The sequence below is a fragment of the Actinobaculum sp. 313 genome (assembly GCF_003073475.1).
GTDB lineage: Bacteria > Actinomycetota > Actinomycetes > Actinomycetales > Actinomycetaceae > Asp313.
The window spans coordinates 1-14,347 of sequence record NZ_CP029033.1; the positions used below are offsets into that span (position 1 = coordinate 1).

Genomic DNA, 14,347 nt, shown 5'->3' on the forward strand with positions numbered 1-14,347 from the left:
ATGGGCGACGGTAACCCCGCGCGCGATGCGTGGACAGCGGCAGCAGAGCTGCTTCGGACTGAAGGATTACTTTCCGATTCCCAGATTGCCTTCGTACGAATGGCACATCCTCTTGCGGCCGTAGATGAGATCTTCATGATTGCAGTCGGCTCAGACTTTGTAAAGACTTGGATTGAGGAACACGTGGCGACTGCCATGACTGCACGGCTGTCGGATATCCTCGGCCGTGAAATTCGCTTGATGATTTCCGTAGATCCGAGCGTTAATGAGACTCCTGCACCGTCCGCATCATCGGCTCCGGTGACTCCATCAAGCCCGGTGCGTGTCGCCGGTGGCGAAACGGCTTCGCTTCTCACGACCCCGGCAGCTCCGGTACATCAACCGCCGGTCACGTCACCAACGTTGGAATCGCCGCAGTCACCCATTCCCCCGGTAGTTTCAGCTCCTGTCGCCACCTCCGCTCCAGCTTCCACTGGCACTACTGCAATGGCAGAAAGCCTTGTTCAGAAGAAGCTTTCTCCCATCGACACTCTGGTTGAACACAACCCCACCTTGACCGGCTCCATTTCCACCATCTCAACAACTGCCGCAATTGCAACGGACGTTGCCAATCCGTCGTCGCGAAGCATTGCCGCACGGCTTAATCCACGCTATACATTCAGCAACTTCGTCATCGGCGACTCCAACAGATTCGCCACCGCCACCGCACTCGCCGTCGCCGAATCACCCGGAACAACCTACAATCCACTGTTCCTGTACTCAGAATCCGGCATGGGAAAAACACACCTCATGCACGCCATTGGCAACTATGCCTTGAATCTCTACCCGCATATCAAGGTTCGCTACATCAGCGCGGAAGAATTCACCAACGACTTCATCAACTCTTTGCGAGACGGCCGCCAGGCAGAGTTCAAGGACCAGTTCCGCACCGTCGACATCTTGCTGATCGACGACATCCAGTTCATTGGCGGCCGGGACACAACTGTTGAAGAGTTCTTCCACACCTTCAACGCGCTGACAAACGCGAACAAGCAGATCGTTATCACCTCCGATGTAGCGCCCAATCTGCTCAACGGCTTCGAAGAGCGGATGGTTTCACGCTTCATTTCCGGTGTCACCGCCAGTATCGACCGACCCAGCCTGGAGACAAGCGTCGCCATTTTGGAGAAGAAGGCGAGCGTCGATGGCATTCAAGTGCCACGCGAAGTCCACGAGTACATCGCCGCGAATATGACGACTAATATCCGCGAAATGGAGGGCGCATTGCGCCGTGTTACAGCCTTTGCGGATCTTTCCAAACAGCCGGTTGATCTAACACTCTCCGAGATGGTACTCAAAGATCTCATCTCTAACCCGGACGATATCGAGATCACCGCCAGCCTCATCATGAGCCAGACGGCCAACTACTTCGAGATCACTATTGACGATCTCACTGCGGCGGATCGTTCACGCACCATTGTGACCGCTCGGCAAATCGCCATGTATCTGTGCCGGGAGATGACAGATCTCTCCCTGCCCCGAATCGGCAACATTTTCGGACGCCGCGATCACACAACCGTCATGCACGCTTATCGCAAGATTGACAAGCAAATGGCAGAACGGCAAACCACATACAACCAGGTATCCGAGCTGACGAGCCGAATCAAGCAGGCAGCGGCCTCGCAACAGTCGCACTCCGAACAACCTGAGTGATCCTCGATTCCTCACGTTCCAGGCCTCCGCTCGGTCCCTCCTCGCGCATGCCTGGTTACCACGCGCCCAACTAGTCTGGCCTGCGCCTTGCCGGTGCACTGCACACAAGGTATATCGGTGCGAAACACTTTGTTTGTACGTGGGGCGCCGCCACACATCTTTCTGCGTGGCATGCCGTCACGCATACTGCCCAATAGTCCGACACCCCGCCAACCGTTCACGCCATCGAACCGTCATAGGCTTATCACTCGCGGTACGCCTTCTCATCTTGTTCCGTCTCGTCTGTTCATGCGTCCGGACCCGCTGCGATCCACAACAATTGTGGAAGGCCCGTGAATAACAGTCGAAATCTGCGGATGAAGCCCTCCCATTCGGTGGATGGCTCTCGAGTGGAAATGTCTCATCCACCGCACGTCGCTTTTATTCACAACACTGCCCACCGCTTCATGCACAAGCAGAATCCGCATGTTGACGCACCTTCGAACAGATATCCACATGATCCACAACGCCTACTACAACTACCAACTTCTTCCCATGCCACATCTAACTCCCGGCAGTGCACTGCTGGCCGGACCGAGGAGAATGACAACTCGCACCCGCCACGTGAGGTCGGCCCCTGAATTGAATAACTGCTCACCTGACACGGCCTACAAACAGCTGTGGTCATCTCCGATATGCCGATGACCGGGAGGGGCACTTACCTGATTAGTCATCGTCGCAGCATCCAGCTATCGAAGTGGCTGGCGACCGACCGAATAACAACCGACCGAATAACAAGCGATCTAGCGGCCAGATCACCGACATCCCAGCCGGTCAGTAACCCAATTGGCCGACAGCGGAGAAATCGATAATAGAGTCGCCTCTCTGGGCGATCTCGCGTAGAGTTGTCGGTAGTGTCTCTACAGGCAGTAGTGTCTCTTCAGGAAAGAAGGTTCGGTTGTGAAACTACGGATCGAGCATGACGTTTTTGCGGATGCCGTCTCCTGGGTGGCACACACCATTCCTACCCGGCCTTCTCTGCCTGTTCTCGCCGGGATACGCATTACCGCGTCCGCTGACAACACGGTAACGCTCGGCGCTTATGACCCGGATATCTCCTCCCACGCCAGTATTGAGACATCGGTTGATGAACCGGGCGAGATTCTGGTTCATGGCCGCCTTTTGGCCGATTTCGCACGGGCCCTTCCAAACAAGCCGATTGATCTTGAAGTACAGGGGTCGAAGCTAGAGATTCTCTGTGGTTCCACACATATCTCTATGCAGTCAATGCCTTTGGAAGATTATCCGGAGTTCCCAGACATGCCGGAGATTTCGGGAACCGTTGATGGCGCCTTGTGGCAGGAAGCCGTTGCGCAGGTGGTGACCGCGGCATCCCGTGATGACACCTTGCCCTTGTTGGTGTCGGTATGCATTGAGATTGACGGATCCCGAGTCTCACTAATGGCGACCGACCGCTACCGCCTCGCCGTCCGTGACATCGAATGGACACCGGTTTCCCCTGACTTCTCCGCCACGATCCTTATTCGTGCCGCTCGACTCTCGGATATCGCCAAGTCGCTCGGATCGGTCGGCAATATTGACGTGTCCATTGATACCTCTGGCAGGGCCGGGCAGATTGGTTTCAGTGTTGCCGGACGGCAGAACGTGGCGCGTCTTATCGACGGCGATTACCCGGACGTCCGAGGGCTCTTCCCGGCGGAAAGCAACGGTTACGCCGTCGTCGATCGCGTGGAACTTCTCGATGCAATCAAGCGTGCTCGTCTGGTAGTGGAGAAGAACTCGGCGGTGCGCTTGTCATTCTCCGAGGGGCAGGTCGTGCTTGAAGCGGGACAGGGTGATAATGCGCAGACGAGCGAAGCACTGCCCGCCGTGCTCAACGGCGAAGATATCACCATGGCATTCAATCCGACCTTCCTGCAGGAAGGTTTGAGTTCGGTGACCTCTAATTTCGTCCGCCTCTCCTTCACGCACTCTTCGAAGCCGGTTGTTATCACGGCACAGGATGAACAGGACGGCGAGCCGTCCGAAGACTTCCGGCTGCTGCAGATGCCGATCCGAATTTATGGTGGATAGTGACATTCTGTGTATGTGACGGATCTTGCGCTGACTGACTTCCGCTCATACCGGCAGCTTCTGCTTCAACTTGGTCCCGGCGTGACAACATTCGTTGGGGAGAATGGCCAGGGCAAGACGAATATCGTGGAAGCGATAACGTACCTCGCCACACTTTCCTCCCATCGAGTGAGTTCAGATAACGCACTCATTCGGCAAGGCGCGACTGCCGGTGTCATACGAGCCCGACTGGCGCAAGGGCAGCGCTCCGATACTCTCGAAGTTGAGATTTACGCAGGTCACGCCAATCGGGCACGCCTGAATCGCGGTAATGTTCGCCCGGTCGAACTCCTTGGCCATATGCGCGCGGTACTCTTCGCTCCGGAAGACTTGGAACTAGTGCGAGGAGACCCCGCGGCACGTCGTTCACTGCTCGATGATGTGATGGTGCAAATGCGTCCGCGGCTCGCGCAGGTGAAAAGCGAGTATGAGAAGGTTCTGCGCCAGCGCGGTGCTCTGCTCAAATCGCTCGGAGCGGCGAAACGACGTGGGAAAGTACTCGATTTTACGGCACTTGACGTGTGGGATATGCAGCTAGCACATCTGGGTGCGCAACTCACCGCGGCGCGGGCTGCCATCATCTCCCGCCTACGCGAACCAGTCTCGCGCTACTACCGGGAAGTCTCCGGCGCCGACGAAGAGGCCCGCATCGATTACCGTGCTAGTGCGGATCGCGGAGTATTCACCCTACCCACTGCGGCGGATCTACACGCCGATGAGAAAAATGGTGACAAGGCGGCCCAAGCGCGACGTCTGGTGGCGGAACACGAGAACGATTTACAAGACGTCGAGTTGGTAGAAGTTCAACTCCTGAGCGCTCTTGCCGCACGCCGCGACGAGGAAATCAGTCGCGGTGTGAATCTCGTGGGTCCGCACCGCGATGAGATGGTGCTATCCCTGGGAACACTGCCCGCTCGCGGTTATGCCTCCCACGGCGAGTCCTGGAGTTACGCACTGGCCCTGCGCTTGGCAACCTGGCACGTGCTACGCAGCGACGAGTCGGGACAATGGTCCGACGATCATGAGCCGCTACTCCTGTTGGACGATGTCTTCGCCGAGCTCGATTCCCGACGGCGCCGTCGCCTGGCGGAACTCGTCACCCAGGCACAACAGGTGATTATTACGGCCGCCGTCGGCGATGATCTGCCGGAAGCACTGGGCGGCGCGCGCTTTTGTGTTCACGCCGGAGTTGTGGAGAGTGGCGATGCCGCTGGCGCTAGTAGTACTGACGGCGCTAGTAGTACTGACGACGATGCTGTCCCCGATGATGCTGCTTCGACTGGTGGTGATACTGTCGCAGCTGTTAGTGCCGATACCGCGAGCTCAGGCATAAGCAACTTGGGTGGTAAGAATCTCAATGATCCGCAGATGCAAAATCTGTCCGGAGATGATGATCTCTCGGCAGGTGTTTTATGAGTCGGCTGAACAAAAACGAAGCAGGCAGTGCCACGGCCGGTCAAAGGGATAGTGCCTTCAAAAGCGTGACTGCACCTGAGATCGCGCCACAAACACCAATAGGCCGAGTCGAGGCTGCGCGTCTGGCGGCGGCCGAGCGCAACGGCGATATTTTGGCTTTGCGCGCTCTTGATCGTGCGCGAGAGGCCGCATTCAGACGCGGTGACATCAAAACGCGACTGCCTGCACGTGCCGACTCGCGGCGGAGCCTGGCGGGAACACGCGATGCGGCGTCGGACGGAAAGCCGGACCAGCTCGGTGACGACGTCGCAACCCCCGGTCCGGGATGGGGTGACGTTGGCTCCGGGCCGCGCCCATCGCACCGGGACCCGCATGCCCTAGCAGATATCCTCACTCGTGCGGTAAAGGACTTCGGGTGGGGCCACCAACTCGATATGGCTGCGGTGACAGCACGCTGGGAGGAAGTTGTGGGGCCAAATGTTGCCCGGCATGTCACTGTGGTGTCTTTTGGCGACGACGGCGTACTGACCCTGCAGGCGTCGTCGAGCTCATGGGAGGCGCAGATCAAGGCACTGCTGGCAACTCTGCATGCGCGGTTGAATGCGGAAGTCGGCCCAAACGTGGTGAAACAGATCGTTGTACAGGGTCCGCAGAGGCCCTCGTGGAAACATGGCAGGTATTCGGTGCCCGGACGCGGGCCGCGTGACACCTACGGCTGAATATGCGTGGGAGGCGCTGCGTCGTCGACTGAAACGTGATGAAAACTGCGGTAAAATGAACGCGGCCTCGCGGTGTGTGGGGTCCTACCGTTTTGGGGCTCAGAAGTGTCTGAGGGCCGGTATTGGCCATTCCCGCCGCGCAGAAGGAGATAGTCACGCGTGTCTGACGACGTTTCGCACCTTTCTGATCCTACGTCCGATGCCGCCGCGTCGGCTGACCCAACACAGCATGTCGGTGATATGTCACCGGAGCAGTCCTATGACGCCTCGGATATCACCGTGCTCGAAGGTTTGGAGGCGGTGCGTACCCGGCCGGGTATGTATATCGGTTCCACCGGCGAGCGGGGACTGCACCACCTGGTGTACGAAGTCGTTGATAACGCGGTGGACGAGGCGCTTGCCGGGTACTGCGATCATATCGAGGTGACGATTCTGGCCGACGGCGGCGTGCGCGTCGTCGATAACGGGCGTGGAATCCCGGTGGATGAGCATCCGACGGAGCATCGTCCCGCCGTCGAGGTCGTTATGACGGTTCTGCACGCCGGCGGCAAGTTCGGAAACGGCAGCTACGCGGTGTCCGGTGGACTGCATGGAGTCGGCCTCTCGGTGGTCAACGCCCTGTCCACGCGGATGGAAACCGAGATTCGCCGCGATGGATACGTGTGGCGCATCGCCTTTGAGAACGGGGTGCCCACCGGCCCGCTGCAGCGTGGGGAGAAGACGGAAGAGACCGGCACAACACAAACCTTCTGGGCCAATGGCGACATCTTTGAAACCGTTGATTACGACTTTGAAACGTTGCGCAAACGGTTCCATCAGATGAGCTTCCTCAACAAGAACTTGCGCATCACCCTGATTGATGAACGGCCGACGGCCATCGCGGACGGTGACGAGGTTGCCGGCGAGGACGGCAACGGTGAGGCACCGCGGCGGGAAATCTCCTACTGCTACTCGGATGGATTGCTGGATTACGTCAAACACTTGAACACCACGAAGAAGGTTGAGGTTATCCATCCCTCGGTGATCTACTTCGAGGCGGAGGATCTTGACAAGCACATCGAGTGCGAGGTGGCCATGCAGTGGACCTCCGCCTACTCGGAGTCCATCAATACCTTCGCCAATACCATCAACACCACGGAGGGTGGAACGCACGAGGAGGGCTTCCGTGCCGCTCTGACCTCCGTTATTAACAAGTACGCGCGCGACAAGGGCCTGCTGAAAGATAAGGATCCAAACCTCTCCGGCGAGGATATCCGGGAGGGCCTGACGGCGATTATCTCGGTGAAGCTCGGCACGCCTCAGTTTGAGGGCCAGACCAAGACGAAGCTTGGCAACACCGAGGCGCGCACCTTCGTACAACAACAGCTGTACGCGCATCTCAATGATTGGTTGGATTCGCATCCAAATGAGGCGAAGGACGTTATTCGCAAGGCGACGCAGGCCTTCGCCGCCCGGGCGGCCGCGCGCAAGGCGCGTGAGGCGACGCGGCGTAAAAGCGTCCTCGAATCGGCGTCGATGCCGGGCAAGTTGAAGGACTGCACCTCACGTAACCCGGAGGAATGCGAGATCTTCATCGTGGAGGGTGATTCCGCCGGCGGTTCCGCGGTGAATGGCCGCGATCCGGAACATCAGGCGATCATGCCGATTCGGGGCAAGATCCTGAACGTGGAGAAGGCGCGCCTGGATCGGGCTCTCTCTTCGGATACGATTCAGGGCCTGATCACCGCCTTCGGCACCGGTATTGGCGATGAGTTCGACATGTCGAAACTGCGCTACCACAAGATCGTCTTCATGGCCGACGCCGACGTCGACGGCTCACATATCGCGACCCTGTTGCTGACCCTCGTATACCGGTATATGCGCCCACTGATTGAGAACGGCAATGTCTACCTCGCCATGCCGCCGCTCTATCGCATCAAATGGACGAACGCTCCGCATGATTACGTCTTCTCGGACCGGGAGCGTGACGAGAAACTCGCCGCCGGCCGCGAAGCCGGTTGGCGGCTTCCGAAAGACGAGAGTCAGCGCATTCAGCGCTACAAGGGCTTGGGCGAGATGAACGCCGAAGAGTTGTGGGATACCACGATGGATCCGGCGCATCGCACCCTGAAACAGGTTTCCATTGGTGAGGCGGCCGCCACGGATGAGACATTCTCCGTGCTGATGGGTGAAGACGTTGAGTCGCGCCGCAGCTTTATCCAGCGTAACGCGCACGACGTCCGGTTCCTCGACATTTAAGGCAGGCAATGAGCGACGATATGACTCCGGATACCCCGGAAGAAACGCAGTACTACCACGGCGACATTATGGGGGTTGACCTTCAGCGTGAGATGGAGCGGTCCTACCTGGACTATGCCATGTCCGTCATCGTCGGCCGCGCTCTGCCTGATGTGCGTGACGGTTTGAAGCCGGTGCACCGCCGCGTGCTCTACGCCATGTACGACGGCGGCTACCGCCCCGATAATTCCTTCTCCAAGTCCGCCAAGATCGTCGGTGACGTGATGGGTCACTATCACCCGCACGGCGACGCCGCCATTTATGACACGCTTGTGCGCCTGGCTCAACCGTGGGCCATGCGCTACCCGCTGGTGGCCGGCCAGGGCAACTTCGGCACCTCCGGCGACCTGGGTGCGGCAGCCCCCCGCTACACAGAGGCGCGCATGGCACCTCTGGCCATGGAAATGGTGCGGGACATCAAGGAGGACACGGTTGATTTCGAGCCGAATTATGACGGCTCGTTGATGGAACCGCTGGTTTTGACGGCCCGTTATCCGAACCTGTTGGTCAACGGCTCGGAGGGCATCGCCGTCGGTATGGCCACCCGCATTCCGCCGCATAACCTACGCGAGGTTAACGAGGGTATTCAGTGGTATTTGCAGCACCCGGAGGCGTCGAAGGAAGAGCTGCTGGGCGAATTGATGCGCCGCATCAAGGGTCCTGATTTCCCCACTGGCGCCACTATTCTGGGCACACGCGGCATTGAGGATATGTATCGCACCGGTCACGGCACCATTACGCAGCGTGCCGTGGTTGAGGTCGATGAGATTCACGGCCGCCAATGCCTGGTGATCTCCGACCTTCCGTACCAGGTGAACCCGGATCGCCTGCTGGACAAGATGGTCGAGGGAATCAAGGACGGGCGGCTGCCGGGCATTGCCGATATTCGTGACGAGACTTCCGGCCGAGCCGGTCAGCGCATCGTCGTCGTGCTGCGTAAGGATGCGGTGGCGAAGGTTGTGCTGAACAATCTGTACAAGCACACCCAGCTGCAGAACAACTTCCCGGCCAACATGCTGGCGCTGGTGGACGGCGTGCCACGCACGCTATCGCTCGACGGTTTCGTGCGGCACTGGGTGACGCACCAGATCGAGGTTATCCGCCGGCGCACCGAGTACCGGCTTGGCGAGGCGCTGAAGCGCTTGCATATCTTGGAGGGCTACCTGAAGGCGCTGGACGCGCTGGACGAGGTGGTGGCGTTGATCCGCCGCTCACCCACGGTGGATGAGGCGCGTTCCGGCTTGATGGCCCTGCTGGAGATCGACGAGGACCAGGCCAACGCCATTCTGGAGATGCAGTTGCGCCGCCTGGCCGCCCTGGAACGGCAGAAGATCCTCGATGAATACAACGAGAAGGTCGCACTGGTTGCGGACTATCGGGATATTATCGCCAAGCCGGAACGGCAGCGCACGATTATCTCCGAGGAGTTGCAGGGCATTGTCGATCGTTATGGCGACGACCGGCGCACCACCATTCTTCCCTTCGACGGTGAGATGAGTGTGGAAGACCTCATCCCGGAGGAGGATGTGGTTGTCACCATTACGCGCGGCGGGTTCGTCAAGCGCACGAAGGCGAGCGAGTACCGCGCCCAGCATCGCGGCGGCAAGGGCATCCGCGGGGCGCAGTTGCGTGGCGACGATGTCATCGAGCATTTCGACGTTGCGTCCACGCATGACTGGCATCTGTTCTTCACCAATTTGGGCCGGGTGTACCGCATCAAGGGCTACGAACTACCCGAAGGCGGTCGGGATGCGAAGGGGCAGCATATTGCCAATGTGCTCGCCTTCCAGCCCGGTGAGGTGATCGCCTCCACCATTACGCTCAAGGACTACGATCAGGCCGAGTATCTGGTGTTGGCGACGGCGGATGGCCTGGTGAAGAAGACCCGCCTGCGGGATTACGATTCGCCGCGCTCGGGTGGCCTGATTGCCATCAAACTGCGCGAACATGTGGATGGATCAACCGATCAGGTGGTTGCGGCCTGCCTGGTGGACGAGGGTGAGGACCTGCTACTGGTCTCCCGGCGAGGCCAGTCGATCCGCTTCACGGCGACCAACGAGGCGCTGCGGCCCATGGGCCGGGCGGCGTCCGGCGTGACGGGCATGAAGTTCCGCGATGGTGATTCCCTGCTGACGATGAGCGTGGTGCACGAGGGCTCCGAGGTCTTCATTATGACGGAGAACGGCTTTGCCAAGCGCACCCGCATTGAAGAGTACCGGGTGCAGGGCCGCGGTGGCTACGGCATCAAAGTGGCCAAGCTGACCGAGGAACGCGGCGACCTGGTGGGCGCGCTTATCACCCGTGAAGGTGAAGATGTCATGGTGGTGATGGAATCCGGGAAGGTGATGCGCGCCAGCGCGGACGAAGTCTCTTTAACGGGCCGTGCCACGCAAGGTGTGACCTTCACCCGCCCGGGTGAGGGCGACAAGATCATCGGTATCGCACATACCGCCGAGGAAGGCATCGAACCGGGATCCGCCGATAGCGCGGGAAGCGGTGAAAGCGCTGCGACTGCAGGAAGTGCAGAGACTGCGGGAAGCGCCGAGACCGCGGCTGATTCCGAGAGTGGTGAAGTCTCAGAAGAAGGCGAAGTCTCGGAAGAAGTTGACAGCGCCGAGAGTAGAGCGGATACCGTAAGTGCTGGCCGATCCGAAGGCGTTGACAGTGCGGAAAGTGCTGGAAGCGCCGCTGGTTCGGATGACGAAGAGGTGCAATAAGCGGTAGCCTCTGACATAGCGGATACGCAAGTATCCGTGCAGCGTGCCAAGCAGCAATGACGGAGTAGTAATGAGCGAAGAGCAGCCTACACAGGCGATTGATGCGCCCGGTGAGCCCCAGATGCCGCGGCGGCGCAGCACGCAGGAGCGCATGGAGGATCCGGTAACCCCGCCGGTCGATGCGCCGAAGCGCGCAGTCGGTATCCGCCGGGTGAAGATGACCATCGCCAAGGTGGAACCGCTATCCGTGCTGAAGTTGGGATTCCTCTTCTCTGTGGCACTAGGCGTCATGATCGTGATCGCCTGGATGCTGCTGTGGTTCGTACTGGACAGGATGTCACTGTTCGCGGAGATCAACAATCTGCTTGAGACTCTGAACTCGGAGCAACTGTTGCAGTTGGCCCAGTACTTGGGCTTCGGACGCTGGATGAGCTTCGGTGTGATCGTTGCGATTCTCGACGTCGTGCTGTTCACAGCCCTGAGTGCTGTGGGTGCGCTGGTGTACAACTTGATTGCCTCGCTGGTGGGCGGTCTGCATATCTCGGTGACCGACGAGTAAGCGAGGCGGCGATTCCGCGACGCAAACGAAAGCATGCCTGTGAGCCGGCGTGTGTTTCTCGCTGTATTACCAGCACGATTGCTGCGGAGCTACCCGCCCACGGGCCGTTCCTATGAAGTATGCAACCAGAAACAAGCGGTGCTTGACGCTGCCAAGAGCTCTGGGTGTGACCGGCCTCGCGCTCGCGCTCGGCGGTATCGGTTTGAAGATCGCTCCGCCGGTGCGGTAACCTATTTCGGCACCCGATAGTGCAATGGGCCTATAGCTCAGTTGGTTAGAGCGCAGTCCTGATAAGACTGAGGTCGATGGTTCGAGTCCATCTAGGCCCACGAACTATCCTCAAGGAGAGAAGCCATGAAGAAGTTCCTACTCGCCACGGTCGCCCTTGCGGCCGGATATGCGATCTGGATTCAGGTCAGTAAGAGCCAGCAAGACCAGGCCGTGTGGACCGAGGTCACTGACTCGATCGAATAAGCGTCTGCCGCTTCCGAAGGCGGCAGCTTGACTGGGGCTATGGCGCAGCTGGTAGCGCGTCTGCTTTGCAAGCAGAAGGTCACGGGTTCGAGCCCCGTTAGCTCCACCATGAGAGAATCGCCGCCGAGAGGGCGAGGGCATTCAGCAGCCATTCAACACGGGCTTGAGTCGCCGATGCTGGTGGTAATGCCGACCGGGCGGGCACTGGACTGTTATAGCGGCTCTAATCCGATTGGTTTCCTGTGACTAGCCGTAAGTGGCGGACTCGGGTATCGAGTACTTGTGGTGTTTTGGATGGTTTTTGGCTGTTGTGATGCGGCATCGTGATGGTGTGGGCGCCGAGTGCTTGCCGGGGTGGTCGGAGACGGCGGGTTTTCCGGGTTCAGGAAGCAAGCGTGTCAAAATCCCGTCCAAACGACGGAAGACTTGATTCAATCAATATAAGAACTGGCGGAATTCCGCGGATTTCGTGCCCGAGTTGGACCGGGCAGTTCTTGTTTGGACGGGATTTGGACATTTCCCTCAGCGAGCTACCAAAAGGCTGTGCGCACGGTCGAACACCACCACTATGTAGGTTCGTGCAGCATCAGACTGCCCTAATACGTGATCCTCCTCTGGGATTCTCGGTGGCGCTCGGTCGAGTCCGCTGAACCGGCAGGTTCGCGTTGACGCGCCTATAGTTAGGTATATGCTAAGCGATGAGGTGCAGCGGACATTATTCATCCCGCTATTCGGCCGAGCGCGTGCGGCTCGCCTGTGGCCGCACTGCTTTCAGGACCGGTGGGCTGAACACATCGCGCAACAGGTAGTCGCAGATCGTCCCGAGTTAGTGGTTGCAGATTTGGGAGATGTCCCTGCGGCCATCTATGCGCTACGTCACCGGGCCACGGTAGTCGAGTTACGTCGCTATCTGCAGGTTTACCCTAGAGCCGCCGTCGTCGATCTGGGTTGTGGGATGGACCGCCTCATCGACGATGTAGACAACGGTCAGACGAAGGTCTATTGCCTGGATCTACCGGATGTTATGTGTGCGCGTCGGCAGTGGATGCAATCCCATCCCCGGGAATGTGAACTCACCGGCTCGCTGATGGACACCGACTGGATGGATGCGATTGATGATTGTGACGGGATGATCGCCGTCGCCTCCGGCGTCGTCTATTTCTTCGAGGAAGAACAGATCCGGGATCTGGTCGATGAGATGGCACGGCGCTTCCCCGCAGGCGCATTTGTTTACGATGCCGAGTCGCCGGATATGGTTGCGGCAAGTGAACGGGCCGTACGTGAATCAGGCGTCGCCGACGTCAGAATGCCGTATCGGGTTGCTGACCCGCTAGCCCCTATGCGCTGGTCTACAGCGGTGTCTGAGGTACGAGCAGATTATGGGTTGCTGTCATACTTGCCAGATGACGCCGACCTGCCCGAATCCGTGCAGCAGGCGCTTCATGCATTGCGCGAAGGCCGCTCGCTCTACGAGGTGGTCGTCGAGTTCGCCTGACCCGAGTCCACGCCCATCGGACTTCTTGAATTATCTGCGCAGCGGTGTCCAGCCGATAGGCAAGGCACCGGCGATATTCGCTCGATTCCGGTCGGCCTCTTGTGACCAGCCTTGAGCGGCATGGTTGCCAGGCTCGCCCACGGCGCCTCTTGCGATGCGGAAGCCGACGTCGTCCAACTGCGCGCCGGGCATGCTGCCGCGCCGTACCGAGGCGCGAACGCTCCAATGCCTATCTGCCCATCCGCCGCCACGCAGCACGCGTAGTCGGCGTATCGTGCTGGGTCGGAGTAGTCCCAGCACCACTCCCACACATTGCCCAGCATGTCGAAGTGGCCAAAAGCATTCGGCAACTTCTGGCCGACGCACTGTGCTCCCGTGACGGCGTCTTCGTCCGTCCACGCGATATCGGAAAGCGGACCGTAGTGCGGGCCTGTTGATCCCGCGCGGCAGGCATATTCCCACTCGGCCTCCGTCGGCAACCGAAAACAGTCAGCGTTAACGTTCCAGGTGATCCCGCCTCTGTCAATGGTGTATGCCGGAGTTAGTTCCTTCGCGGTGGACAACATATTGCACCAGCTCACAGCGCTGAGCCAGGATATGGAATGTGCGGGCGCATTCTCATCCACACCGGTGGGCACCGGTATCCCCAACAGAGCTGAATACAATCGCCATGTCACCGAAGTAGAAGCGATGTGAAATTGTCGTAACTGTACGCCGCGTGAAGTCCTCGTCCGCGCATCATGCAACATGATGTACCCGGCAGGGATGGGAATCATTTCAAGACTGGGCAGGGGCACGTTTTGAACTCTACACCAGCAGCACCCTAGCGTTGTTGTGTCAGCTGCCTTCAGGAGACAGCTGTCGATCAATCGGTGCGGATCGAGCG

Annotated in this window: 10 protein-coding genes and 2 tRNA genes; 11 read left to right on the forward strand and 1 reads right to left on the reverse strand. The window is 59.1% G+C overall.

The annotated features are described in order from the left end of the window. From dnaA to DDD63_RS00050, 11 genes are all read left to right on the forward strand, one after another. Complete coding sequence (gene dnaA, locus DDD63_RS00005) at positions 1 to 1,692, forward strand: chromosomal replication initiator protein DnaA (RefSeq protein WP_108714645.1); 1,692 nt, start codon at positions 1 to 3, stop codon at positions 1,690 to 1,692. A 939-nt stretch (positions 1,693 to 2,631) separates the two neighbouring features. Continuing rightward, positions 2,632 to 3,765: a DNA polymerase III subunit beta gene (gene dnaN / locus DDD63_RS00010; RefSeq protein WP_108714646.1), complete on the forward strand. Its 1,134-nt coding sequence runs from the start codon at positions 2,632 to 2,634 to the stop codon at positions 3,763 to 3,765. A gap of 15 nt (positions 3,766 to 3,780) precedes the next feature. Then, positions 3,781 to 5,220 (forward strand): DNA replication/repair protein RecF, encoded by a 1,440-nt coding sequence (recF, locus tag DDD63_RS00015; RefSeq protein ID WP_346426221.1) that lies wholly within the window; start codon positions 3,781 to 3,783, stop codon positions 5,218 to 5,220. Next, a complete protein-coding gene (locus DDD63_RS00020) occupies positions 5,217 to 5,939 on the forward strand; it encodes a DciA family protein (protein WP_108714648.1) in 723 nt (240 codons plus the stop codon). The genes recF and DDD63_RS00020 overlap by 4 nt, the downstream gene beginning before the upstream one ends. A 240-nt stretch (positions 5,940 to 6,179) precedes the next feature. Further along, positions 6,180 to 8,177 carry a DNA topoisomerase (ATP-hydrolyzing) subunit B gene (gene gyrB / locus DDD63_RS00025; RefSeq protein ID WP_108716565.1) on the forward strand — a complete coding sequence of 666 codons (1,998 nt, stop codon included), beginning with the start codon at positions 6,180 to 6,182 and terminating at the stop codon, positions 8,175 to 8,177. 20 nt (positions 8,178 to 8,197) lie between these two features. Continuing rightward, on the forward strand, positions 8,198 to 10,933 hold the full coding sequence (gyrA, locus tag DDD63_RS00030; protein ID WP_240611500.1) for a DNA gyrase subunit A: 2,736 nt from the start codon (positions 8,198 to 8,200) through the stop codon (positions 10,931 to 10,933). 70 nt (positions 10,934 to 11,003) lie between these two features. Further along, a complete protein-coding gene (locus DDD63_RS00035; RefSeq protein ID WP_240611289.1) occupies positions 11,004 to 11,492 on the forward strand; it encodes a DUF3566 domain-containing protein in 489 nt (162 codons plus the stop codon). 255 nt (positions 11,493 to 11,747) lie between these two features. Then, a tRNA-Ile gene (locus tag DDD63_RS00040) sits at positions 11,748 to 11,821 on the forward strand. Between the two features lie 25 nt (positions 11,822 to 11,846). Continuing rightward, positions 11,847 to 11,966, forward strand: coding sequence for a DLW-39 family protein (locus DDD63_RS12610; RefSeq protein ID WP_240611290.1), 120 nt, complete (start codon positions 11,847 to 11,849; stop codon positions 11,964 to 11,966). Positions 11,967 to 11,999: 33 nt separating this feature from the next. Continuing rightward, positions 12,000 to 12,075: transfer RNA gene (locus tag DDD63_RS00045), tRNA-Ala, on the forward strand. A 579-nt stretch (positions 12,076 to 12,654) separates the two neighbouring features. Beyond that, the gene (locus tag DDD63_RS00050) at positions 12,655 to 13,461 is read left to right on the forward strand and encodes a methyltransferase (RefSeq protein WP_108714650.1); all 807 of its coding nucleotides are present in this window, start codon (positions 12,655 to 12,657) and stop codon (positions 13,459 to 13,461) included. Here DDD63_RS00050 and DDD63_RS00055 read toward each other — a convergent pair. Then, positions 13,434 to 14,258, reverse strand: a complete 825-nt coding sequence (locus tag DDD63_RS00055) for an SUMF1/EgtB/PvdO family nonheme iron enzyme (RefSeq protein WP_240611291.1) — start codon at positions 14,256 to 14,258, stop codon at positions 13,434 to 13,436. The two genes, DDD63_RS00050 and DDD63_RS00055, sit on opposite strands and share 28 nt — an antisense overlap. Positions 14,259 to 14,347: the final 89 nt, after the last annotated feature.